Source organism: Pseudohongiella nitratireducens, assembly GCF_001642735.1.
GTDB classification, from domain to species: domain Bacteria; phylum Pseudomonadota; class Gammaproteobacteria; order Pseudomonadales; family Pseudohongiellaceae; genus Pseudohongiella; species Pseudohongiella nitratireducens.
In genome coordinates this window covers 86,607-112,276 of record NZ_LWHM01000027.1, presented here as the reverse complement: position 1 = coordinate 112,276, position 25,670 = coordinate 86,607, and the positions used below count along the sequence as shown (strand labels likewise).

Genomic DNA, 25,670 nt, shown 5'->3' with positions numbered 1-25,670 from the left:
CCGTTAAAGCACATTGAGTGGCAGCTTGAGATATACCGTGCCATTGTCTTCAGCATCTGGCAGATGGCCTGCGCGCATATTGACCTGAAGCGAAGGCAGAATCAGTCGTGGCATATCCAGCGTAGCGTCCCTTGCCTCGCGCATCTCAACAAACTGCTGCTCAGTGGTTCCGGCATGCACATGGATATTGGCTGCTTTTTGGGCACCTACCGTAGTTTCATATTCCACTTCTCGCCCACCAGGCATGTAGTCATGACACATGAACAACCTGACCTGGTCTGGCAACGACAACAACTTATCTATCGACTGATACAGAACCCGGGCATCACCTCCTGGAAAATCGGCTCGCGCCGTGCCTGCATCGGGCATGAACAAAGTGTCACCAACAAAGGCAGCATCACCCATCACATGCGTCATGCATGCGGGTGTATGACCAGGCGTATGGATAGCAAAACACCGCATTTCTCCGACCATATACTCATCACCGTCCTCAAAAAGATGATCAAACTGAGAACCATCACGAGCAAACTCTGTATCGGCATTAAAAATCTTTCCAAAGGTTTCCTGCACAACAGTGATCTTCGCTCCAATACCCAGCTTGCCTCCTACTTTCTCCTGGATATAGGGCGCAGCTGAAAGGTGATCAGCGTGGACATGTGTTTCAATTAACCATTCAACTTTCAGGTCATGACGCTTCACATAATCAATGATCTTATCGGCCCCATCCAGAGAGAGGCGGCCTGCGGCATAATCTATCTCCATCACGGAATCAACAATGGCACAGGCATTCGATGCAGGGTCTTTAACAACATAGGAAAAGGTGTTGGTATCCTCATCAAAGAAAGGAACGACCTCTGGCCTGCAATTCAGGTTCGTTTCGGGCATTGTGCGCATAACCATTACCTCGCTTATCTCAGTTAATCGTGATGTCTTAACAACTACCTATCAGTATTCGTACCAACTTTATTATTTTCCGAAAACAAACCTAACATATTGATATTAGATAAAATAATTACACATCTTTGTCTTCAGTTATATTTTTAGAGGCAACACTTGGTCTTCCGTATGTCAAAAATGACAGACGGTTATGACAAAACTGGCAATAATCAGTCGTAGCTGAGATCCGCCGCTTTACCGTGGAAAATGCGATAAATCACAATGGTATAGACGATGATGGCTGGCAGCGTCAGGGCTACACCGAACAAGGTAAAAAGCAATGACTTGACAGAAGCCGAGGCCTCCCAAATGGTCATCTGGCCAATAATGATATCGGGATACAGGCTGTACCCCAGCCCCAGGCTCACCAGCAGGCAGACAGCAACAGTGGCTGCATAGAGAATCCAGCCCTGCCCTTGCTCGACACGGGCTGGGTTTTTTAACAACCACAGCATGATCCCGAAACAGGCCGCTGTGAATATCGGAATGGGTGACATCATCAACAAATTTGGCCAGGTAAACCATTTATCGGCAATGGTCTGGCTGACCAGTGGTGTGGCAATTGAGATCAGCAGAAGACCAACACCCATTGGCAAAATAGCGACCCTGGCCCATTTAATCGCTTTCTGCTGAAGGTCTGCCTCCGTTTTCATCAACAGCCAGGCAGCACCAAGCACAAAATAGAGAGCGGGTAATGTCAGCGCGATCAATCCAGCAAAAAGGTAACTGGTCAGATTGGATTGCAGCCCTGTCACATACGCGCCGAGCATCCAGCCCTGGGAAAGTGATGCCAGCGATGAGCCAGCAAAAAAAGCCCGATTCCACAGCCCCTTGCGGTGGTCACCAGCTTTAACCCGCAAGTCAAACGCAACGCCGCGCAATGTCAGCCCGATTAGCATTAACGTTACCGGGATATACAGATGTGTCAGCACAATGCCATGTGCCATGGGAAAGGCAATCAATAATATCCCCACGCCCAACACGATCCATGTTTCATTGGCATCCCAAAATGGGCCAATTGACGCAATCATCGTGTCTTTTTCGTCTTCTTCTGCCCATGGCAACAACATGCCAACACCCAGGTCATAACCATCGAGAATAACGTAAATCAGCAGGGCAAGACCCATAGTCGCCATGTAGATAACAGGTAACCAGAATTCCATTATGCCCCCCCCTTTTGGGCTTGCTGACGACTATGACTATCCTCTGTAAATACAACGGGTCCCATGGCCAATGACTCAGCGGGTTTGGTCGCCAGACGTCTTACAGCTGCCACATACGAGATCAATAACAGCACATATAGCAATACATACCCAAACAGTGTACTGACAACAGTTGCAGCGCTGTGGCCAGCGACGACATCCTGAACCCGAAGCACACCGCTAACGATCCAGGGTTGTCGGCCAATCTCTGTCACATACCAACCGGCCAGCACAGCGACCCAGCCAGAGAATGTCATCAGGGAAAGCGCTCTGAGTACCAGGCGATCCGCGCGGTTGCCTTTTCGCAGCCGCCACGCCGCCCACCACGACACACAGAGCATCAACACCCCAACCAGTAGCATGACCCGAAACGACCAGAAGACCATCGCCACCGGCGGGTGATCACCCTCAAAGTCATTCAAACCCTGCACCTCGCCATCCATGTGATGAGTCAATACCAAGCTGGCTGCATAGGGCACTTCTACCGCAAAACGGTTGCTGCGAGCCTCTTCATCCGGCATCGCAACCAGCGTAAAAGGCGCACCACGCTCGGTTTCCCAGATAGCCTCCATGGCGGCGACTTTCGCGGGTTGATGCTCCAGGGTATTCAGTCCGTGCATATCGCCGACCAGAATCTGTAATGGCGCGGCAATGGCGGCCACCATGACACCGGTGCGCATGACCTTCCAGGTCGCCGGCCCATCGACCTTTTTCAATGCCCGCCAGGCACTCACACCCGCTATCAGAAAAGCACAGGTAAGTACCGATGCCAGTAACATATGCGTGAAACGGTAAGGAAACGAAGGGTTGAAGATAACGGCCAGCCAGCTATCAACCATGACCCGCCCATCTTCAATGAAATACCCGGTTGGTGTTTGCATCCAGGAGTTCAGGCTCAGTATCCAGAAAGCTGACAGGGTTGTGCCAAAGGCGACCAGAAACGTACTTATCAGATGAATGTTGTTCGATACCCGGTTTTTGCCATAGAGCATAATGCCAAGAAAGGAAGCTTCCAGGAAAAAAGCACTTAGTACTTCATAGCCCAATAACGGCCCAGCTACATTACCGGCCTTTTCCATAAATCCCGGCCAGTTTGTCCCGAACTGGAAACTCATGGTGATACCAGAGACCACCCCCATGGCGAAGGTGAGGGCAAAGACTTTTACCCAGAAAAAGTAGGCATACTCCCAGGCCTTATCCCCTGTTTGGGTAAAGCGAATGCGGAAGAAAAGCAGAAACCAGGCAAGACCAATTGAAATTGCCGGAAATAAAATATGAAAGCTGATATTTGCGGCAAATTGGATGCGAGCCAGCACAAAAGGGTCGATATCCACCAGTTCCTCCCGGATGCAGACGAAGCAAAGACATTGATACCTGAGCAATACAGCAATGCCTGTGCCATCCTACAACAATGGCTGGCAAATCAGTAAACACTATACGTTATCGACCTCTGCCCGCTTGCTCTGGATCATTCTGATTGTCTAAAACAGCGAGGTCATGTCATTATCGACAATATTACTGACAGAAATGACAAACTAATGAATGTAATTGCAAGCGACAGTGAACTGGACTTTCGTTCCTTGCTGGATGGTCTTGACCATCCCGCTATCCTTTTGACGCCTGACTATCAGATCCTGGCGAACAACCAGCTTTATCAGGACACCTTTGGTGAAATCACCTATGGGGATAATTGTTTCCGGGTTTCTCATGGGTATGACCGGCCCTGTGACCAGGCTGGCGAAAGCTGCCCATTGCTCGCCTGCACACAATCCGGCGAACGTGAACGTGTGCTGCATATCCACAACACACCGCGGGGACGTGAGCATATTGATGTTGAAATGCTGCCTCTCAAAGACAGGAAAGGGAAGCTGCGTTATTTCATTGAAATACTCAAACCGGTAAAAAATGCCAGCGCAGAAATCAGCAGTGAGCACATGGTCGGGCAAAGCCCTGCTTTCAACCACATGCTCGAATTAATCAACCTGGTTGCATCACATGAAACATCTGTTTTGCTGCTGGGAGAATCTGGCACCGGCAAAGAGCTGGCAGCCAGAGCTATTCATGACACGAGCCCTCGGGCCCATGGTGCCATGGTGACAGTGGAATGCGCTGGGTTAACTGATACATTATTTGAAAGTGAACTTTTCGGGCACGTCAAAGGCGCCTTTACTGGTGCGGTGAATCACAAACCCGGTTTACTCGAATCAGCTCGAGGCGGCACACTCTTTCTGGATGAAATCGGCGACGTTCCGCTTACTATGCAAGTCAAGCTGTTGCGATTACTGGAGACTGGCAGCTACCGTGAAGTCGGCAGTACACAACCAAAACTGGCCGACTTCCGACTCGTCTGTGCTACCCATAAAAACTTGTTATCCATGGTTGAAAAAGGCGAGTTCCGGGAAGATCTCTATTACCGGATCAATGCTTTCCCTATTACACTGCCGCCCTTGCGGGACCGTCGTGATGATATTTCTCTGATCGCCCAATCCATTATCAGAAAACTCAATCCTGGCGCCCGCTATCGTCTAACAGGCTCTGCAGTTAACCACTTACAGACACTCTCTTTTTCAGGAAACATTCGAGAACTTCGCAATATACTGGAACGCGCAACCATATTTGCACATTCCAATATCATTGATGAGTCAGTTATTGCTCGCTCCACGACACAGCAGCCTGGCATGTCAGAATTATCTGACACAGAAGAACATCTTAATTATCCTGATCTCAAATCAAGTGAAACCCGATACCTCGAAGAACTCTTACGTTATTGTGCAGGAAATAAGCATAAAGCAGCTCAAATAGCGGGTATAAGCGTACGCTCGCTCTATCGGAAACTAGCCGAATAAGCTGCCCCTCCATACGTTTTCAGCTTTGAGCAGCGTGAATAATTGTTATAACCTAACAAACTGATTCAATATTGGATTTCCTCCCATGGCCAAATCAAGCAAGACTGAGTTCGAATACCAGCCACTGTCTGCTTATTTCAGAAAATTTATACTTTGGTCAACAGGCTCATTGCTTATCTTGTTTCTGGTACTGGGCATCGTGCAGCGTGTGTTCGAGTCCGGCTTGCGTGAAAGAATGCTGGTCAGTCATGGGCATGGTCTGGACATGGCAGAACAACTGATCAATGTTGAATTGCTGCGCGCCGTCCAGGATGCCCACCTGCTGGCTGAGCTGAATGATATTGAAGCGTTCTTGCAGGCACCTGATAACGTTGAAGCACGAATGGCTTTGGAAAACACCCTGGCCACTTTCGCTGACAGCTATGGCTATTACGATCAAATCCGACTCATTTCACTGGATGGCATGGAAATGGTCCGGATTAATTATGAGGACTCAACTGCCCATGTTGTGCCTGTTTCCGAACTGCAGGATAAATCAGGCCGTGACTACGTTACCCAGGGCGAACAGCTCGCTAATGAAGAAGTCTACATCTCCCCCCTGGAACTGAATGTCGAACTGGGCCAGGTTGAAATCCCTTACCAGCCCGTCATTCGGATCGTAGAACGCGTAGCAGCCGATATCCCCAATACCAGCGCATTGCTGGTTCTGAACTATAAGGCCAATCATTTACTGAACAGTTTCCGTAGCCTGTTCCGCGAAGACGAACGTGGCATGCTTCTCAATACCGATGGCTACTGGATGTCCAACCACGAACGTGAAAATGAGTGGGGTTGGCAAACGGAGCAGCCTTCCTTGACGATGGAAGACTGGAAGTCACCATTGTGGAGCGCCATGCAATCTAATGACAATGGACTCTATAACGAAGGTGAACTGTCCTTCAGCTATCGACGCATCGAACCTGCCGGGGCAGATGAACAGACACTGGACGGACGCTATGCCACTGACCTGGGTGTTGTGCCCAGCATACAGAATGGTAGCTGGTACGCTGTGGTTCAGACCGATTTCTCCAGTCGTATGGACGGGACATTTTTCCGCAGCTGGGCGGGTTATTTACTCGTGACGTTACTGGTTGCCGCCTGTCTCATACAGGCATTTCTGGTGACACGGTATCGCGCGACGCGTACCCATTTCATCCGCGAGATGAAAGACCTCTATGACAACGCACCGATCGGTTATCTGACATTTGATGCGGATGGCTATGTCAAACGGGTCAATCGTGCTCTGGTGGACCTGGTAGGCTATAAGAAACAGGAAATGATTGGCAAAATGCGCTTGAGTGATTTATTGGACGACCCCGGCGCCTTTGATCTGCAAAAACTAAAATCAGGTGATCAACAGCCAAAGCGTATCAAGCAACGACGTTTGACCATCAAAGCAAAAAATGGTGCAGCCATTCCATCAGTTTGCTCCTTTACCCCTCGCTTCAATGGCAGTGGGGCATTGGTACTGAGCCGTTGCAGCGTCCAGGATTTCAGCGAACAGGCAGAACTGGAAGATGCCTTGAAGGAACAGGCACGGACTGATCCGTTAACCGGGGTCTTCAATCGCCGGTATTTCTGGGAGCTAGCCTCACAGGAAATGGGTAAAAAAGGTGTCGAGTCATCACCGGTTTCTGTATTGCTGCTGGATATCGATCATTTTAAACAAATCAATGATACTTATGGGCACACTGATGGTGATACTGCACTGGTATCTCTGACACACATCTGTGCCGAGAAATTACGTAAAAGTGATATCCTGGCACGTTTTGGGGGAGAAGAGTTTGTCGTGCTTTTGCCTGGTGCGAGTAAAGAAGAGGCCTTGCAAAAAGCTGAGAGCATACGGGAGCATATCGCCAATACCAACACTCGTCTCAGCAACGATGTGGCATTACAGATGACAGTGTCGATAGGCGTGGCAACGATGCCAAAGCGTGATATAGACGAACTTGATGAGCTGCTGAACCTGGCAGATACCCGGTTATATCAGGCTAAAGATGCCGGACGTAACCAGGTATGTTGCGAATGATCAGACCTGCATTTCACTGATAAACCGATCTGATTCTGCGATTGCGGCTTCCATGGCCTCAATCAATCGATCTACATCGGCATTGATGGTGTCCAGCTCACCGCGAATTGAAGCAATCGCTCGTGCATTCAGGTTGTGCTTTAAATAAAGCACATTGTCGCGCAAATTATCCATGACCGGATCAATGGTTGCCTCCGCGCGCTGCATGGCAGTCAACAAGCGTTGATAACGACGCTGCGTATCTGCTAACTGGCGCTCACTGTCACGACGCAGGCTTTCATTGGAATACAGATCCAGCTCGTCTTCCCACTCATCAAACAGCGCATCAGCCACATCTTCTACCGCACGAATTCGGTTTCTGATCCGGTCAGCCGCCGCTTCGCTGTCCTGGAACTCCGCATCCAGACGATCGTAAACTGACTGCAGCTCGCCACCGTCGAAATTAACCACACTACGGAATTGCTCCAGGGCATCCTTGAATTGTTCCTGACCTTCTTCCTGCGCCTCTTGCGCCTCGGAAATGCGGCTGACCATAATTTCCCGTTTCGGTACGCCCAACCTTTCCATGGTGCCGTAATAAGCTGACTGGCATGATGCCAGTGCAGCGGCGAGTGTTAATATCATTAAGCCTCGCAGGCCAAATTTGCGATTGATCATCGTTTAACGTCTCCCTTAGCGTTTATGACTGCCAACCGCCTTGATGATGCGATCGGCACGCTTGTCTTCCAGGTGATTGTGAACAACCAGCACGGCGTGAATCATGCCCGGTACCCAGAAGCACAGGGTCAGAATAATATTCAGAATACCCTGAAAGGGCTTGCCGCAAAGAAATACGGCAACCGGCGGCAGCAACAAAGCTAACAGGTATCGCATGTCATGTCCTCAATGGTACGTCCTGCCAAGTTTAACGGCATTTGCAAAACTTTGCTTGACCTTGACATAGTGTCAAGGTTGAAACTCAGTTCAACTATCAATCGTACCTGATTAACAGGTGAGGAATCACGATGTCGATGATCAACATTGGAGAGGCAGCAAGGCAAAGTGGCGTCAGTGCCAAAATGCTTCGCCACTATGAGCAGATCGGCCTGATTGAGCCGGCTACCCGCAGTGACTCAGGATACCGGCTGTACACGCCGGCGGCGATTTCTACTTTGATATTCATCAGACATGCACGCGACCTGGGTTTTTCCACCGCTCAGATAAGCGATTTGCTGCATCTGCGCAATGACCCTCAACGCGCCAGCAGTGAGGTGAAATCGGTTGCCGAAGATCACCTGCAGGAGCTGCATGAACAGCAACAACGACTGACACAAATGATTTCCATGCTGCAAGAAATGATCAGCCAGTGCCCCGGCGGCAATAATCCCGATTGCGCCATCTTAAAGAAAATCGATTCTATGGAGGCATCATGAGCCAGGATGTTCGTATACCCGTGCAAGGCATGCACTGCGCCTCTTGCGTCAGTCGGGCGGAAAAAGCACTGGCAGCTGTCGATGGTTTCAGCCATGTCGCCGTCAACCTGGCCAGTGAGACTGCCTCGTTCCAGTCAGAATTGTCCTCTGCAGCTACCCTGTCAAACGCTCAGCAAGCCTTGTCTGAGGCAGGCCTTGCGATACCAACGCAAACCCTTCGCCTGGAGATTGAAGGCATGCACTGTGCATCCTGCGTTAATCGCGTGCAGTCTGCACTGGAGAGCTTGGATTCAGTAGTATCGGCACAGGTCAACCTGGCTACAGAATCAGCAACCGTGGAGCTGCTTGCGAAAGCCCCTGACACTCAGTCATTGATCAAGGCCATTGCGGGCCAGGGGTATCAGGCGCACATCAAACGCTCTGAGCAAAACAGTCCCGGGCCGGATCGCCGAGAAGAGGAACAACGCGCTTTAAGACGGGATTTACTGGTAGCGGCCATACTGACTTTGCCCATATTCATTGCCGAGATGGGTGGCCATCTCTATCCGCCGCTACACCACTGGATTTTGCAGCAGCTGGATCAGTCTGCCTACTGGACAGTGCAATTTGCGCTGGCTTCCGTCGTCCTGTTTATTCCCGGCTGGCGATTCCTGAAGATCGGTTTGCCGCTGCTGGTTCGGGGCAGCCCTGACATGAACTCTTTGGTTGCGCTGGGCGCCCTGGCGGCGTGGAGTTATTCGACGATAGCTACTTTTGCCGGCCAGTTACTCCCTGAATCTTCGCGTTTCGTTTATTTTGAGGCATCAGCCGTGATCGTGACCCTGATACTGGCCGGACGCTGGCTGGAAGCCCGGGCCAAAGGACGCACCGGAGACGCCATCCGCCACCTGATGAGCCTCCAGGCACGGCAAGCCAGGGTTAAACAGGGAGAGGACTACTTGGATATTGATATCGCTGAGGTGCAAAGCGATGACCAGGTACTGATCCGTCCCGGCGAGAAAATCCCGGTGGACGGAGTGATCATTGAAGGCAGCAGCTATGTCGACGAATCCATGATGACCGGTGAACCTGAACCGGCTGCCCGTGGCGAGGGCGACAAAGTCGTTGGCGGTACCGTCAACCAAAGCGGCAGCCTGTTGATCAGAGCGACTGATGTCGGTGACGATAGCGTGCTGGCTGGCATCATCCGCCTGGTTGAAGATGCGCAATCGACCAGTCTGCCTGTTCAGGCACTGGTAGACAAAGTCACAGCTGTGTTTGTCCCTGTGGTCATGTCCATTGCTGTGCTGACCTTTGTGATCTGGTTTTGGTCAGGCCCTTCCCTGGCGATGGCCATGGTAAATGCTGTCGCCGTGCTGATCATTGCCTGCCCCTGTGCCATGGGTCTGGCCACACCAACTTCCATCATGGTCGGCATGGGACGAGCAGCAGAGCTCGGTGTGCTGTTTCGCAAAGGCCAGGCGTTACAGCAATTGCGAGAGGTGCAGGTCGTCGCCCTGGACAAAACGGGCACCGTCACCATTGGTAAGCCAGCCTTACAGTCATTGATTCCCATCAGCAGTGATGACAAATCCTCACTCCTCGGTATTGCTGCTGCCGTAGAACAGGCATCAGAGCACCCGATCGCACACGCTATCGTTCGCGCAGCTCAAAATGAGAACCTGACTCTGCCGCGAGCGACAGATGTTCAATCAGCGACAGGACAAGGCATTCAGGCCAGGGTTAACGGACAGGCCATAAACATCGGTGCCCCGCATTACATGACACAAGTCGGGATTGACCTGGGGAATGCTGATGAGACACTGGCCGCACTCAATGCTAAAGGTCAGACCACCGTCTGTCTGGCCGTGGACGGTGAATTAAAAGCGCTGATCGCGGTGGCTGATCCGATCAAAGACAGCAGTGCATCAGCAATTCAGTCCCTGCATGAACTGGGCCTTCATGTCGTCATGATCAGTGGTGACGCCCAGGCGACCACTGAGGCCATTGCATCTGAGCTTGGTATTGATGAGGCACTCGGCGACGTGCTTCCCGATGGTAAAGTCGACAACGTAAAACGGCTGCAGAAGCGCCACGGCACCATCGCTTTTGTCGGGGACGGCATCAATGATGCGCCAGCGCTGGCAGCCGCAGATGTCGGCATTGCGATTGGCAGCGGCACTGATGTAGCAATTGAATCAGCCGACGTGGTGCTGATGCGAGATGATCTGAATGGCGTAGTAAACGCCTTCGCCATCAGCCAGGCGACCTTGCGTAATATTCGCCAAAACCTGTTCTGGGCCTTTGCCTACAATACAGCACTGATTCCCGTTGCTGCAGGCATGCTGTACCCAGTGACCGGGCTGCTGTTATCTCCCATGCTGGCAGCCGGAGCCATGGCCTTCTCCAGCGTGTTTGTGATTACTAATGCACTGCGGCTGCGCCGCGTTTCTCTTGCCACGTGACACCTGTATGCCCTGCTGGTCCTGCTGGGAGAGCATACGGTGTTGATCGGCATTCACCTGCATGTATCCAGGCTGCCTGTTTGGCGAAAGGTGATGTTGATCCGGCAATCTTTGGTCAGTGGGTGCTCACCTGCCTTCAGCGGCGCCACTCCATGGAAACGCAAGCGATCTTCGCCACCCCAGACAACGGCATCACCATGTTCAAGAATAAATCGCTGAGTGGGGCCGGATCTTTGTAATCCACCCCAGATGAATGTCGCCGGCAACCCCAGTGATAGCGAGACAATGGGTGCTGTGACATTGCCTTCATCTCTGTCCTGGTGCAGCCCCATACGATCACCGGCGCGATATCGGTTGATCAGGCAGACATCAGGATTAAAATTGCCAAACCCTGCACGCGCAGCCAGACTCTGTGCAGTTGCCAGCAAAATACGCGGCATCACGGGCCAGGCATTACCGGTCAGTGGATCAGTGGTCTGATAGCGATATCCTGCATGATCAGATACCCAACCCTGACGACCGCAGTTGGACATAGCGACAGACATGCGCCGCCCGCCTGGTGTTATCAGGTGGCGAAACTCGGCCTTGGCCACAACATCGTTAACCGCCCGAATAATCTCGACGCCATCCTGGATGATCGCGCCTTTAAAACAAAAAGCGCCGGGGCCAATAGCCAGTTGCTCATCCTGGTCTGTACTAAGAAAAAAATCGCTCTGCTGTTGCATGTTAATCCTGCAATGTCTGTCTTGATCCCGTGATCATGCCCCGATACTATGATGATTCGATTGCATTCGGAAGTTGCCTTTCATGACGACAGCACCTCTGTCGACAGACCCTGCCAACCCGACACGACTCGTCATAAGCGGGGACTGGACATTGGACAACTATGTTCAACTCCACCGCCATGCTATTGTGCCAGACTCCACTATCAGCGCGTTGGATGCCAGTCAATTGACAGGCATTGATACAGCAGGTGCGGGGCTGCTGGTGCAATTGCTGGGGTCAGCCCGGGTGACTGAACTGGTCAGTGAATGTGAAAGTCTCTCCGCATCACAACGAGGGTTGTTACTTAGTGTCGCCCGCCATATGCCAGAAGACAAAGAAGCGAAAGTAAGTACTCGCTTTTCCTTGATTGATCAAATTGCTTCTCTAGGCGAACAGGTCATCAATGCCTGCCGGCAAACTATGCAATTCTTTGGTTTTTTTGGTCTGACCCTGACCCGGCTTGCTGTCACACTGCTCACACCGTGGCGCTGGCGACTGACAGCGCTGACGGTGCAAATGCACCAGGCAGGGCTGAATGCCGTTCCCATCGTTGCCCTGCTCAATTTTTTGGTTGGTGCCGTGGTGGCCTTTTTGGGGGCCACTGTCCTTGAGTCATTCGGCGCCACACAATACACGGTCGACCTGGTCGCCTACGCATTCATGCGTGAACTGGGTGTCATGCTGGCGGCCATCCTGCTTGCGGGACGGACCGCGAGTGCATTTACTGCTCAAATTGGTGCCATGAAAGTGAATGAAGAAGTCGATGCTCTGGAGGTAATGGGCCTGAACCAGATTGACATACTGGTCCTGCCCCGCTTCATCGCCTTGCTTATCGTCATGCCTTTGCTGTCATTCCTCTCCATTATGTCCGGGTTGGCAGGTGGTGCAGCAGTCGCTATCCTCTCCCTGGACATCAGTCTGGCCAGATTCCTCGGTATCCTGCAGGAAATCCCGATTCGCCATATGTGGCTCGGTCTTGCCAAAGCGCCTTTATTTGCAGCTATCGTCGCCCTGATCGGTTGCCTGGAGGGCTTTAAAGTTACCGGTAGTGCCCGCTCCGTTGGTGAGCGCACAACCTCTGCCGTGGTTCAGTCGATTTTCTTTGTCATTGTGGTCGATGCCATCGCCGCCCTGTTTTATATGGAGATGGGATGGTGAACCCGGACAACAATGCTATTGTCAGTATTCGTGGCCTCAGTAATGCCTTTGATGGCCGTTATGTTCACCGTGATCTTGACCTGGATGTCCGGCCTGGAGAAATCCTGGGTATTGTTGGTGGTTCCGGCACCGGCAAATCCGTGCTGTTAAGAAGCATTGTCGGCTTACAACGCCCCGTTGCCGGTGAAATCAGTCTGTTTGGCAGTGATATGGCCAGTGCCAATGAAACAGAACGGTTGCAGATTCGGCAACGCATCGGCGTCCTGTTTCAGCAAGGCGCTTTATTCTCTTCACTGACGGTGACAGAGAATGTTTCCTTGCCGTTGATAGAGCATCGCGGTCTGTCTACTCGGATGGCTGCTGATATCGCAGCTGTCAAAATTGCCATTGCCGGTCTGCCGCCGCATGCGGGTGACCTCTACCCGGCCGATCTGTCTGGCGGTATGATCAAACGGGCAGCACTGGCGCGAGCGCTGGCATTAGACCCGGATATTCTGTTTCTGGACGAGCCAACAGCCGGGCTGGACCCCATTGGTGCGGCTGCCTTTGATCAACTGCTGCTGACGCTGCGCGACGCCTTTGGCCTGACAGTACTGATGGTGACACACGACCTGGACTCCTTGCACGCAGCCTGTGACCGTATCGCCGTCTTGTCACAGCAACAGGTTTTAGTGGTCGGACCACTGGCCGAAGTTGCACAAACCGACGATTCGTGGATACAGTCATACTTTGCTGGCCCTCGCGGGCGGGCAACAGCAAAAAGTTACCCCACGGACGACAACACGGCATCTAGTGGGTCGCACGTGAAATCCGATGGCTTTGGCTCACCTCCACGGCGCACTAACGATTAGCAGGGTACATTCATGGAAACACGGGCACACCACATACTTATCGGCCTTTTCACCCTAAGCGGCATTGCTGCGCTGCTGGCAGTTGCGCTGTGGCTCAGCCAAAGCGATGGCGATCAGGCCTTTGACAATTACGATGTCGTATTCCGGGAAGCCGTCTCCGGATTAAGTGTCGGCAACCCGGTGCAATACAATGGTATCCGGGTCGGTGAGGTCAGCACCTTAAGCCTGGACCCCGAGGATCCCCGCCAGGTCTGGGCCCGCATCCGGGTGAATGGTCGCACCCCTATCAAAACAGATACCGCCGCCCGCCTGACACTGCTGAACATCACCGGGGCGGCCGGCATATCACTGTCCCAGGGCATGCCAGAGAGCCCTTTACTGTTGGAAACAACCAGCGGTGTACCGGTTATTGTTGCTGAACCTTCCTCTCTGGAACAGTTGCGCGGTGATGCGGATGAGCTGTTGATGGAGCTCTCTTCACTGGTCGGTCGCGGCAACAATATTCTTTCTGACAACAATGTCACTCATATCAGTGATGTATTAAGTAATCTCAGCGCCATGACTCAGTCCCTGGCGGCGGAACAGGAAAGTCTGCATGAAGCGCTGGACAGTATGGCCACCGCAGGCCGTGATATCAGTAAGCTGGTCACACAAATCCAGACAGAAACGGCAGGCCATACCAGTGCCATACTGGAAGAAACCCGAGCCTCCGTTGCCAGTGCCAACCAGCTGGTTGAACGGCTGGACCAGTTGGTAAATGAAAATGCCGAGGCGGTTAACGCCGGTATGCAAAGCCTGACCGGGCTGGACCCAGCCATTCGCGATCTGCGCGACACCATGGCCCGCTTTAACCGGATGGCTCGAGACTTTGAAAACAGCCCCGGCAACTTCCTGCTGGGCGGCGAATCCATTCAGGAATATACCCCATGATGTATCGATCAGGCCTTATCTTACTGGCGGTGTTACTCAGTAGTTGCTCTGTACTGCCGGAGCCGCAATCCGTGCGCCTTTTCACACTCGAACCAGCGAACTGGAATACTCGACCCGCAACACCCGAGCACGATGGCGGCCTGCGCATTGTCAGACCAGAAACCTCTGACATGCTGGCCACCAGCACCTTGCTGATTCAGGATAGCGAGCTGAGTTTTCAGGCCTTTGGCGGGGCACGCTGGCAAAGTGACATCCCATCATTATGGCGTGAATGGCTGCTCAACATGTTCTGGGAAGATCAGCGTATTGCTGGCATAAGTAGCGATAGTGATGGGTTGCAAGCCGATCGCGAACTGAATAGCCGGCTGTCTGCTTTTCACGTCAGAAGCGATCAGCAGCCCTGGCTGGCGATTATTCAGCTGGACACCATGCTGGTGGATACCAGCACCCGGCGCATTATCGCCAGCCGACGCTTTCGAGCCGAAGCCCCTCTATCCGGTAACAGTGCAGAAGACGCTGCCGAGGCATTGTCCCAGGCAAGCAAAGAGATTGCTCCGGCACTGACACAATGGGTAGCAGACTCTTATTAGCACTTAAATAGCCACTTTTTCGGAATTCGTCAGCTTATTTCGACTTCCCGCAAGCCCTGCTGCTTCCGGTCATGGTTAAATGGTGCTGTGTAAAACTGAAAGCTAATAATAATGATGTTACCGCACAGCACTGATCACCAGCGAACAACCATTGTCTGCCGTCCGGCAGCAATAGCCATTCACTCTGTATTCACAGCAGTACTCGCGCTGTGCCTGTTATTTCTGTCTCCGGCACCACTCCACGCTGAAGACTTCGGGTTGCTGGATCAGCACGGTAAGTTTCACCAGCTCAGCCGCTACAGCAATGACAACCTGGTTTTGATCATGCCGGTATCCATGAATGATCCGGACAGCCTGGTTAACGCCCACGCCATGCAGTCTCTTGCTCATGAAATGGCAGACCAGGGTATCGTCGCTCTATTTCTGGAATCAGATGCGGCAGCACTACACGATCCGGAAACCCGAACCCAGGCAATAGCAGACTGGGCAAGCGCACAGGATCTGACGCTGCCCGTGTTAATTGATGGTTCGCAAACCGCTGCAGCGACACTGGAAGTCGAAGCGCTGGGGGAAGTCATTGGCATGGATCCCGGCGGGCTGTCCCCCTATTTTCGTGGCCAGTGGGATGAAACCGCCGTACGCACAGCCATCAGCGACATCCTGGCCGGGCGGCCTGTCCGCCCCACTTTTGCTGAACCAGCAGGGCCGACACTGACATACCATTACCAGGAAACATTTACCGAACGGGGCATTTCCTATGTTGATGATATCGCCCCTTTACTGACAGAGCGCTGCGCCTTTTGTCATATCGAAGACGGACTGGCTCCCTGGGCCATGAATCGCTATCTGATGGTGATGGGCTGGAGCCCTATGATGCGAGAAACCCTGGTCACCAAGCGCATGCCGCCCGGCCAGATTGACGGCCAGGTTGGCAACTGGCAGAAATCGCACGAACTCAGTGATGAAGAACTGGCCATGCTGGTGACCTGGATCGATCAGCGCGCCCCTCGCGAAGGGGAGGAGGACCCCTTGGCTGAGCCTCGACCGGAGCCTCCGGAGTGGGAAGCGGGAGAGCCGGATCTTATTGTCGACCTGCCAGCACAACAGATTCCTGCCACCGGTACAGTTGATTTTATGGTCGAGCGAGTACCGTTGTCATTACAACAGGATCGATGGTTATCCGGTATTGCCTATAATGTTGGGGAAAAAAGTGTACTGCACAGTGTGCTGGTTTATACCATCGACAAAGCCAATGGTACAAATGATCCTGTCGAGCTGATCAGTCCTGACAATTCAGACTATTTCAGCGTCTTCGTGCCAGGTGAAACAGTTGATAAGTTCTCACCGGACACCGGTTTTCTGTTGAAGGCCGATCAGGATTTGGTCGTGAAATTGCGTTACCTGACCTCAGGCCGGGAGGAGCTGGATGAAACCCGGCTTGGCCTGTATTTCCGGGATACGCCACCGCAGCGGCGTTTACGCACTATCACACTGCAGGATGAAGAGCTGGCCATTCCACCTAACACGGCCAACCACAAAGTGGTGATGCGCAGCGAAACGCTCAGTGAAGATGTTCGCCTGGAAAGCTACTCTCCCCATGCACATAGTCGCGGCACCCAGATGCGACTTTATCTGGAAACGCCAGAACAGGGTGACGAAGATGAATTACTGATCAATGTCGCAAATTTTAATTTCAACTGGCAACTCGATTATCGCCAGGCTAATGAAAACTGGCTGCCCGACGGATCACGTTTACGGGCGGAAACCATTTACGATAATTCAGAAGCCAACCCATTCAATGCCGACCCGGATCAAGAGTTGTCACATACCTATAGCGATCAGGGGGAAATGTTCAGTCACTTTATTCGTATCAGCGAGGCGAGGCCGGACTGAGCAGAAAAACCTTGAACCCGTCAGCAGCCAGTAGTTCCCGACAGGTAGGAAAGTACTTCTCTGCCACTTTGGGCAGTGGAATAAACTGATTCACAACAAAGCCAACGCGGGTATCACGCCGGCAAAGTCTGGCTGCAGCAGCAACAAATTTTTCAGTCATGGAGTCACTGACTGAAAAACCCTGATGGAAGGGCGGGTTGCACAATATCAGATCAAACCGGCCACTGATCTGACTGGCGCAATCATCGGCAACGCATTCTACGGCCATGCCCGCTTCTTTAAAGTTGTATGCTGCGGTACTGACTGCTGCAATATTATTGTCAGTGGCAATGCGACGCTGGAACGGCATATCAGCCGTCGCCAGCATCAGGTAGCCCCAGCCACAACCCAGGTCGAGCACATCATTCTGCTGCTTTTGGTATTTGCAAATCTCGGGCAGCATGGAAACCAGTAGTTCACTGCCCCGGTCAACCTTGTTCCAGCCAAACACACCGGGTTTGCTATGGAATGACACGCCTCGATGCGACACTTTACGCAGCTTTGTATAACTGTCATCAGGCAATCCGGGGAAATCCGGCTGAGCATGCAGGCGCTGGTAAAGGCTATCCTCCATTGTGCAGGTGGCAACATAACTGGTGCCGTGCTTTTTAATCCGGGTTTTGCTGCCGTAGATTTTATCCAGATTCTTTACAATGGATTTAATGCCATCCTGTTTGCCACCGAGCAGAATCAGCTCACCACCTCGTTTCAGATTTCGCAGTGATTGGTTGATGCAGTGATGAGCCAGTAATTTCTCCTTGGATATACGATAGACAACTTTTGAAGAAGCTGCCATTTCGTCCAGATTGAAATCACTGAAATTGACTTGTGTTTTTTTCAATCCCAGCGCCTTATTCAGGTCACTTCGATTTGTCACTGCTTGCAACCCGGTCGGCAAATGCAAAACACCGATATCGTCTGCCGTCAGATTTTCATCCACCAGCCATGTGACGCCATCTGCCAGATAAGTCACAGCAAGTGACAACAGATTATCTTTCATTTAAAGATACCTGGCTCTTAAACACATCTGAAACTTCCTGCTCACTCAAGTAACGGCTTTGTCCTTCCTGCAGTTCGCTGTCCAGCACAACATGACCAATGCGTAATCGATGTAATTTCAGCACTTTTAATCCGCAGGCGGCAAACATGCGTTTAACTTGGTGGTAGCGGCCTTCGATCAGTGTCACTTCGACCTGATAATCTGTCCCGGTCTCATCCTGCCCAATCACCGCCAGGCTGGCCGGTGCTGTTGGATGTTTCTCACTACGCAACATAATACCACTGGCGAACTGGTCAATAACCGACTGATCCGGCTTGCCATCAAGGGTGGCGAGGTAGGTTTTCTGGCAACTGCGACGGGGCGAAATGATACGATGAATCCAGTCACCGTCATCACTAAGCAACACCAGACCCGTCGTATCCAGGTCCAGTCGACCTGCCACTGATAAACCTTCCGGATTATCCAGCAGATCCATCACGGTGGGATGTTCACCATCCGTGTTGGCGCAAACAACACCATAAGGTTTGTGCAACATCAGATAACGCGGTCTGGCAAGGTGGCAACGCTGACCATCCAGCTCCACAATATCCTGCTCGGGGTCGACCTGTCGGTCGGATTTTTTGACAACCTCCCCATTTACCGTCACACGGCTGGCATGCAGTAAACGCCTGACTTCTTTGCGGCTGAATGGGCTGGCATGACTGAGGAATCGGTCAAGGCGTTGCTGGGATCTGGCGGAATCTGATGCTTTCATGCCGCGGATCATAGCCGAAATACGCCTGATATGCACTGTCGTCATTGATATTGACGAAGTGCTGAGGCTGGCCAGCGTAGCGGACCTCTCTGACTTCATGCTGTTTCAGCCACTGAAAAACGCCACGCCCCCCCTTGTCCAGAAAGGCTGTCAGATCATGTCTTACCGTTGATGGATAAAGTGCCATGCATAAGGGCTGGGCGCGCTCGCCATCATTGGCAATAACGACCGATTCCTTGGGGCTGTTCAACAGCTGCGTCAGCAACCGTGTAGCAAGGTCAGCTGGCAAGTCTGGCATATCACAGGGGATGACCAGTAAAGGCAGATCCGGATCGGCAGCCAGCAGCACGGCTTCCAGGCCGGCTAATGGCCCCAGGAAACCGGCGCGTTGATCAGCAACAACCTTGGCACCTAATGCTTCGTATTGATGCAGGTTACGATTGGCGCTGATAATCACGGCAGGCTCTGACAAAATCTGGCTGCAGAAACGATGCATGGCTCTCTCGACAAAACTGCTGTCTCCGGATGACAGCCACCCCTTGTCCACGCCACCCAGCCGACTGCCCTGGCCACCGCAAAGGATGGCCAGTGTATAAATCAGGCATGAAGGCTGGAAATTTGAACAGCGAGCTGATCGCATGGCATTAAAACCCGGTCGCAATAGTAACCCAGAGTTTACTGCTGTCCTGGCTAAACTCATCAGCCTGATAATCAGCGAATTTCAACGCCAACGAATAACGATCAATCTGTTTCGCAATCTGGAAGTTCCACTCACTGCCAAGCTCCATACCACCGGTATCACTGCGATACTGGTGCCAGTGCAACTGTGTATTCGCACCAAACAACGTACCGCTGATTGTGAATTGCGTATCCCTGATACCAAACCCAGGCGTTGTCAGAAAACGATCAGCCCAGCCCTGGAAGGCATGTAACGTTGCCAACGGTGTCTGAAATGCACGATTCGCATCTTCATCAGCACCCAGGCTGGTTTCTGTCACTGCAACAGTGAAGCTGTCCAACTTGGCCGACAATGATGCAAGCCAGTAGCTGGCAGAGTAGTCAAATGGATTACCGGCACTATCACTTTGTTCAGCAGCCGTTAACCGATATCCCCAGATGTCTGCAAACCCGCCTTTAACATCCAGTCCGACTGTTCGGCTGGATAATGCCGCTGCGTCAGAAAAATCCAGATCATATGAGAACAGTGCAACATTAACACTGTCCGAGATTTTCCAGTCCAGATTCATGACGTGATGATCACTCTCCAGTGATGCAGGGGGACTCCCTTCATCAGGGCCAAATATGCGCTGTGTTTCATCTATCCAGCCGTACTGTAGCTGAATATTGTCACCCCATTGTTGTTGCCATGTCAGAGCGTCGTAAGTCTGCTCATTCTGGCGCCAGCCAACACCGCCGATAAACCGTTGGTCTGCGTGAAGAATACGTTGCCGACCCGCTTTCAGTGTTGTGCCATTGTTGTTGTACTGAACATACAACTGATTCAGGTCACTGCCTTTCGGGTCTGCAATAACCGGATACTGCACCTGACCGTTGCGTGTATTGTTAAAACGTTCATCACCCAGATAAGTGACATTATCCAATTCGACTGCCACAGATAGTTGATTCCAACTGGCACTATCAAATCTCAACCGGGTTCGTAGCGACGGGGCGAATGCATCTTCCGATACGCCCTCATCACTGACATGTTCAGTCCGGGCTCGGAAATTGATGGCAAAACGACTGGCATTTTCTGCTGCCGTTTCGCCATCATTTTGCGCCGACACCGACAGGCTGTTGATGAGCGCACTGGCACCCAATACGGTGGCTAAGGTCAGTCGCTGTGATATTAAGCCTGACAAAATCTTTCCTTTGATATTTATACTGTTCATCTGTTCCCCGCTTACTGTCGTATGCTTAGTGATACTGATTCTCCACTTTCCACTGGGGGCTGTTGGTATCGTATTTTTTATGCAGCAGTTGACTGTCTTGTGTTTAGTTTCTGACGATTTTCTGCTGCCATTGCGGTGACTTCACCGACAACAAGCAGACAGGGTGTTTTCAGCTGTTTCGTTTTTGCTGTTCTGTCAATATCAACTAGCGCACAGTGAATAACACGTTGATTTTTCTTACTGCCATTTTCAATCAGCGCTGCTGGTGTCGACGCCGCCAAACCATGCTTGACTAACTGTTTCCGAATTTCTGCCAATGAAGACAGGCCCATGTAAAATACCAGCGTGCGATTTTTATCGGCGGCCAGCGATGCCCAGTGACTGTCCTCAGCACCTTCACTATGGTGGGCTGTGCTCAGACAGACATTGTCGGCAACCCCGCGCTGAGTCAGCGGAAACCCTGCGGCAGCAGCACAGGCTGAAGCAGCCGTGATACCCGGCACGATATGTACTGGAATACCGGCATCTTCCAGTCGCATCATTTCCTCGCCAACCCGTCCGAACACAGACGGATCCCCGCCTTTGACGCGAACAACCGAGCGACCTAACCTGGCTTGCTCTACCAGAATACTTTCGATTTTTTCCTGCGGTACCGGATGATGCCCAGGCTGTTTGCCGACATAGATGCGAATTGCATCAACGCGCGCTTCATCAATCAGTTCAGGTGCAACCAGCCGATCGTAAACCAGAACATCAGCCTGGCGAATCAGTTTCAGCCCTCGCACACTGATCAAATCGGGGTCCCCAGGACCTGCGCCAACCAGCCATACTTCGCCACCAGGCAATCCGGGTTTGTGTTCTGCCAGGGTCAACATAGGACCTCCTCCTGCTCATCGCTGTTAACACGAGTTAACAATTTTCGAATTTCCGGGATACAGGAGCCACAAGTGGTACCCGCCCTGGTCTTTTTACCGACACACTCTACAGTGCTGCATCCTTTGCTAATCGCTTCAGTAATGCGGTCTTCATCAACCTGATTACATGTGCAAATCTGAGCACTGCCTTTATTTAAACGGGCACCTAATGGCATACCCAGTAACAGCGCTCGCATTGACGTTTCCGGATTCTTAATGGCATCCAGTAACCAGTCTTCGTTCCATTGCGGCATTTCTTCATGTAATGCCATCCATAGTGTGGGCCTTCCCTGGCGGCTACCTACTAAACGCATCATGGCCTGATCACCGGCATCAACTTCTGCCCACTGATCGCATTGCTTGCGCCACTGTTTCTTCATTTGCTTGATATCCAGGCGTGCGTTACCGGCCAGGATATACATATGCCAATCACCCAGCGCTCGATATGCCCAGTAGTCATTGCCTGGCAGCGGCAGCCGTATACTGAATAACAGAATTGCCTGCCACCTGACTTTAACGGACTTGATCTCAACGGGTGTCTGTTTAAATGCGGGTTGACCGGAAATTGGATCGCAGATGGCAGCTACCAGGGTGTCAGTACGAGCCGCAGAAGCGAAACTGTCACTCCAGTGAATCGGCATAAAGACATCGCCTTTTCTTAGCCCGTCATGCTCACTGACCCGAACGGTACAGCTACCCTGTGGACTTGATACTGAGGCCAGTTGACCAGACTGCAGCTCCAGCGCCTTCATATCATCCGGATGCATTTCAACAAACGGTTCGCTGTAATGCTTCTGCAGCCGCCGACTCAATCCGGTCCGTGTCATGGTGTGCCACTGATCACGGATTCGTCCGGTATTGAGCATGAAAGGAAATGCACCCTGTCTTCTGGGTGAAGTGTCCAGCACTACATCATGAAATTTAGCTTTTCCTGATGGGGTGTAAAATAAACCATCGGTGAACAATCGTTTGGTCGATACAAAGTTGCCGTCACTGTCACGATCAATGACCGGCCACTGAACAGGCTTAAGTTGATCATAATCCATATCACTCATGCCAATCATACCGCCGATATTAAATGCCCGGTCTCCTTTGTTTTTATAAGCTGACAAGCGGGCATGCTCACGGAAAATGTCCGCGGGCTTGGCAAAGTTGAAATCTGAAGCGAACCCCAAACGCTCAGCTACCTGGCAAATGATCCACCAGTCCGGTTTCACTTCAGCAGGTAAATCGAGGAAGCTTCGCTGACGTGAAATCCGGCGCTCGGAATTTGTCACTGTGCCATCTTTTTCACCCCAACCCGCTGCCGGCAATTTGATGTGAGCCAGGCGAACCGTGTCGGTCTCTGCCATACAGTCAGAAACCACAACTGTCGGACAACGGCTTAACGCGCTTTTGACCCGCTCGGCTTCGGGTAGTGAAACAACCGGGTTAGTCGCCATGATCCAGACAAACTTGATCGTCCCCTCTTCAATCTGCCGGAACATATCAATCGCTTTAGCGCCGGGTGACTGACAGATTGTCGGGCTTCCCCAGAACGTCTGAACAATTTCTTTATGCGCTTCTGATTCAATATTCATGTGGGCCGCCAGTTGATTGGCCAGACCACCTACTTCTCGGCCACCCATGGCATTGGGCTGTCCGGTAATCGAGAATGGACCACTGCCTTCCTGCCCGATACGCCCGGTTAACAGGTGGCTGTAAAGAATCAAACTGGCCTGATCGACACCACGTGAAGACTGATTAATACCCTGGGAGAATACAGATACGGTTTTCTCGGTATTGGCAAACCATTGATAAAATCGCTTCAGGTTCTCAAGAGAGATATCACACGTTTCTGCAATGTCAGACAGATTCGAACTTCGCTCTATGATTTGCTGGCAAACAGATTCATAGTCTTCGGCATGCTTCTTAAGGTATGCCGAATCCTCATGCCCTTCGTTGATCAGATAGGCCAGTAAACCATCGATTAACTCGATATCAGTGCCGGGTTTAATCGGCAAGTGCAGATCAGCCAGTTCTGCTGTAGAGGTACGACGAGGATCAATAACAACAATTTTCAGTTCCGGCCTGGCCGCTTTTGCTGCCGCAATACGCTGATATACCACCGGGTGTGTCCAGGCCATGTTAGAGCCGTAAAGAATAATCAGATCTGCCGATTCAAGGTCTTCATAACTGGTGGGTACTGCATCGGCACCAAATACCCGTTTATGCGCCGCCACTGCCGTTGACATACACAGCCGGCTATTGGTATCGATATTGGCAGAACCGATATAGCCCTTCATCAGTTTATTGGCGACGTAATAATCCTCGGTCAAAAGCTGACCGGAGACATAAAATGCCACTGCATCCGGTCCATACTTTTCGATGGTTTCCTGTAAGCGTTGCGCTACCCGGTCTAAAGCACTGTTCCAGTCCGTCTGTTTGCCATCAACTTCCGGGTGCAGCAATCTGCCATTCACCCCGATTGTTTCGTGCAGTGCGCTGCCCTTAACACACATACGACCGAAGTTAGCCGGATGATCCTCGTCACCAATCGGCATATCCTGATTTCGCTGCCGACTAAGTGTGACACCGCAACCAACTCCACAGTACGGACAAGTGGTATGAACACGCGAAGAAGACACTGAAGCACTCAGATCCTGAACCGGGATATTACGCATCAGGAACTTACCTCCTGCTCAGGAGAAAGCTCTGCTTCCAGCCCTGCGGGATCCAGTAGCACCTGCATTTGCGGGGCTACATTTTTTTGTTCCGCAATCATGTCCACATAACATTGGCTGTCTTCGGTATCGCCAAACATGACTGCGCCGATCAAGCGGTTGTCCTGCCACCACAGGCGGCGGTACCCCCCCTGATCATCGCGCATGGCCATAGACACCGGAGAGCTTTTGTCGTCAATAGTATTGTTTTCTGATTCAACCAGAGTGCCGGCTGAGAACACATGTACGCCACTGACTTTCAATTTTGTTGGCAGCGCCTGTGTGACATACCCCTGGCAGTCTGCTAGTAACAGTAATCGTCTTGCTTCACTTTCTGTGTTGGCATAAACCGCAAATACATTGGCAAGTACCGCTGCCTGCTGGTAAATCGGTGCCACCAATCCAAATAATTCTTCTTCAATCTGACAACACTCGCCAATGGCAAACACATCGTCAACTTGTGTTCGCAATTTGTCGTCAACAACAATGGCACGCTCACAGGGAATGCCGGCAGCTTTTGCCAATGTGATTTCCGGAACAACGCCAACAGCCTCTACCACCAGTTCACAAGGAAAAACCTGGTCATCTGCCAGGGCAAGCCCTGCCACTGCCCCCTGTTCATCTTCCAGATAGCGTTCACATTGTGCATCCGCCACAAAGGTTACGCCTTTTTCATGTAGTGCTGTAACCAGCCTTTCTCCGGCCTCACTATCCAGCTGTCGATTCATAGGCCAGGAGGCATTGTGAACAACTGTCGTATCGATGTTATGCGCTTGCAGTGCACAGGCAGCTTCCAGTCCCAGCAAACCACCACCAATCACAACAGCTTTTTTAATGCTGGAAATACTGCCTAACAATCGTTCTGCATCAGCCATGTTACGCAGCGCTTGTACACCTTTCAGCGACTCTCCAGGCAATTTCAGTTTGCCCGGTCGTGAACCTGTTGCGAGTACAAGATAATCCCAGGCCAGCCGCTCACCTGATGCTGTTGTGGCGCGTTTTCGGTTTGTATCCAGAGATGTAACGGGATCACCAGTAATGACCCGGATACCATTCGTTTCATACCAGGCACTGTCATGAAGTGCGAGATTATCTGAAGGTATCTCACCAGCCAATAAAGGGGAGAGCAGGATTCTGTTATACGCGGCCAGAGGTTCTTCACCCACCACGATAATTTCAAAAGCATTTTCTGCTTTATCAATAATCTCTTCCAGTAACCGCCCGGCTGCCATGCCGAACCCCACTATAAGAATGACTGGTTTATTACGACTTACCAT

21 protein-coding genes and 1 pseudogene are annotated in these 25,670 nt (G+C 51.7%); 9 read left to right on the top strand and 13 right to left on the bottom strand.

The window, feature by feature from the left end:
* Positions 1-3: 3 nt before the first annotated feature.
* The 3 genes from PSCS_RS10020 to PSCS_RS10010 all read right to left on the bottom strand — a co-directional run bounded on the left by PSCS_RS10020 (position 4) and on the right by PSCS_RS10010 (position 3,472).
* On the bottom strand, positions 4-885 hold the full coding sequence (locus tag PSCS_RS10020; protein ID WP_068811993.1) for an MBL fold metallo-hydrolase: 882 nt from the start codon (positions 883-885) through the stop codon (positions 4-6).
* A gap of 221 nt (positions 886-1,106) precedes the next feature.
* Entirely contained in the window at positions 1,107-2,099 is a 993-nt protein-coding gene (locus PSCS_RS10015) for a cytochrome d ubiquinol oxidase subunit II (protein WP_068811968.1), read from the bottom strand.
* A complete protein-coding gene (locus PSCS_RS10010; RefSeq protein WP_068811967.1) occupies positions 2,099-3,472 on the bottom strand; it encodes a cytochrome ubiquinol oxidase subunit I in 1,374 nt (457 codons plus the stop codon). Before PSCS_RS10010 ends, PSCS_RS10015 begins: the two co-directional genes overlap by 1 nt.
* Positions 3,473-3,676: 204 nt before the next feature.
* On the opposite strand from PSCS_RS10010, the gene PSCS_RS10005 reads away from it, so the two are divergent.
* Positions 3,677-4,984: a sigma-54 interaction domain-containing protein gene (locus PSCS_RS10005; RefSeq protein ID WP_068811966.1), complete on the top strand. Its 1,308-nt coding sequence runs from the start codon at positions 3,677-3,679 to the stop codon at positions 4,982-4,984.
* A gap of 85 nt (positions 4,985-5,069) precedes the next feature.
* Positions 5,070-7,052, top strand: coding sequence for a sensor domain-containing diguanylate cyclase (locus PSCS_RS10000; protein WP_068811965.1), 1,983 nt, complete (start codon positions 5,070-5,072; stop codon positions 7,050-7,052).
* On the opposite strand, the gene PSCS_RS09995 is transcribed toward PSCS_RS10000, so the two are convergent.
* On the bottom strand, positions 7,053-7,709 hold the full coding sequence (locus PSCS_RS09995; protein WP_068811964.1) for a DUF2959 domain-containing protein: 657 nt from the start codon (positions 7,707-7,709) through the stop codon (positions 7,053-7,055).
* Between the two features lie 15 nt (positions 7,710-7,724).
* Complete coding sequence (locus PSCS_RS09990) at positions 7,725-7,925, bottom strand: YqaE/Pmp3 family membrane protein (protein ID WP_068811963.1); 201 nt, start codon at positions 7,923-7,925, stop codon at positions 7,725-7,727.
* Between the two features lie 131 nt (positions 7,926-8,056).
* Between PSCS_RS09990 and cueR the strand changes: the two genes are divergently transcribed.
* Positions 8,057-8,464, top strand: coding sequence for a Cu(I)-responsive transcriptional regulator (cueR, locus tag PSCS_RS09985; protein ID WP_397387303.1), 408 nt, complete (start codon positions 8,057-8,059; stop codon positions 8,462-8,464).
* The gene (locus tag PSCS_RS09980; RefSeq protein ID WP_068811962.1) at positions 8,461-10,908 is read left to right on the top strand and encodes a heavy metal translocating P-type ATPase; all 2,448 of its coding nucleotides are present in this window, start codon (positions 8,461-8,463) and stop codon (positions 10,906-10,908) included. Before cueR ends, PSCS_RS09980 begins: the two co-directional genes overlap by 4 nt.
* A gap of 53 nt (positions 10,909-10,961) precedes the next feature.
* Here the strand turns inward: PSCS_RS09980 and alkB are convergent, their stop codons facing one another.
* Positions 10,962-11,633 (bottom strand): DNA oxidative demethylase AlkB, encoded by a 672-nt coding sequence (gene alkB / locus PSCS_RS09975; RefSeq protein ID WP_068811961.1) that lies wholly within the window; start codon positions 11,631-11,633, stop codon positions 10,962-10,964.
* Between the two features lie 82 nt (positions 11,634-11,715).
* Between alkB and PSCS_RS09970 the strand changes: the two genes are divergently transcribed.
* From PSCS_RS09970 to PSCS_RS09950, 5 genes and pseudogenes are all read left to right on the top strand, one after another.
* A complete protein-coding gene (locus PSCS_RS09970) occupies positions 11,716-12,831 on the top strand; it encodes an ABC transporter permease (protein WP_068811960.1) in 1,116 nt (371 codons plus the stop codon).
* Positions 12,825-13,595, top strand: a pseudogene (locus tag PSCS_RS09965) (ABC transporter ATP-binding protein); the annotation flags it as partial. The gene PSCS_RS09970 and the pseudogene PSCS_RS09965, both read left to right, overlap by 7 nt.
* A 99-nt stretch (positions 13,596-13,694) precedes the next feature.
* Entirely contained in the window at positions 13,695-14,612 is a 918-nt protein-coding gene (locus tag PSCS_RS09960) for an MlaD family protein (protein WP_068811959.1), read from the top strand.
* Positions 14,609-15,202, top strand: a complete 594-nt coding sequence (locus PSCS_RS09955) for an ABC-type transport auxiliary lipoprotein family protein (protein ID WP_068811958.1) — start codon at positions 14,609-14,611, stop codon at positions 15,200-15,202. Before PSCS_RS09960 ends, PSCS_RS09955 begins: the two co-directional genes overlap by 4 nt.
* Positions 15,203-15,313: 111 nt before the next feature.
* Positions 15,314-17,095 carry a thioredoxin domain-containing protein gene (locus tag PSCS_RS09950; protein ID WP_068811957.1) on the top strand — a complete coding sequence of 594 codons (1,782 nt, stop codon included), beginning with the start codon at positions 15,314-15,316 and terminating at the stop codon, positions 17,093-17,095.
* On the opposite strand, the gene PSCS_RS09945 is transcribed toward PSCS_RS09950, so the two are convergent.
* The 7 genes from PSCS_RS09945 to PSCS_RS09915 all read right to left on the bottom strand — a co-directional run bounded on the left by PSCS_RS09945 (position 17,073) and on the right by PSCS_RS09915 (position 25,670).
* Positions 17,073-18,134, bottom strand: coding sequence for a methyltransferase (locus PSCS_RS09945; protein WP_068811956.1), 1,062 nt, complete (start codon positions 18,132-18,134; stop codon positions 17,073-17,075). The genes PSCS_RS09950 and PSCS_RS09945 overlap by 23 nt on opposite strands.
* Entirely contained in the window at positions 18,124-18,888 is a 765-nt protein-coding gene (locus tag PSCS_RS09940) for a pseudouridine synthase (protein WP_068811991.1), read from the bottom strand. The genes PSCS_RS09945 and PSCS_RS09940 overlap by 11 nt, the downstream gene beginning before the upstream one ends.
* Positions 18,848-19,528, bottom strand: coding sequence for a molybdenum cofactor guanylyltransferase MobA (gene mobA / locus PSCS_RS09935; RefSeq protein WP_157885689.1), 681 nt, complete (start codon positions 19,526-19,528; stop codon positions 18,848-18,850). Before mobA ends, PSCS_RS09940 begins: the two co-directional genes overlap by 41 nt.
* 4 nt (positions 19,529-19,532) lie before the next feature.
* The gene (locus tag PSCS_RS09930; RefSeq protein WP_157885688.1) at positions 19,533-20,747 is read right to left on the bottom strand and encodes an alginate export family protein; all 1,215 of its coding nucleotides are present in this window, start codon (positions 20,745-20,747) and stop codon (positions 19,533-19,535) included.
* Positions 20,748-20,854: 107 nt separating this feature from the next.
* Positions 20,855-21,652, bottom strand: coding sequence for a uroporphyrinogen-III C-methyltransferase (gene cobA / locus PSCS_RS09925; protein ID WP_068811954.1), 798 nt, complete (start codon positions 21,650-21,652; stop codon positions 20,855-20,857).
* Complete coding sequence (locus PSCS_RS09920; protein ID WP_068811953.1) at positions 21,646-24,354, bottom strand: nitrate reductase; 2,709 nt, start codon at positions 24,352-24,354, stop codon at positions 21,646-21,648. Before PSCS_RS09920 ends, cobA begins: the two co-directional genes overlap by 7 nt.
* The gene (locus PSCS_RS09915; protein ID WP_082866593.1) at positions 24,354-25,670 is read right to left on the bottom strand and encodes an NAD(P)/FAD-dependent oxidoreductase; all 1,317 of its coding nucleotides are present in this window, start codon (positions 25,668-25,670) and stop codon (positions 24,354-24,356) included. Before PSCS_RS09915 ends, PSCS_RS09920 begins: the two co-directional genes overlap by 1 nt.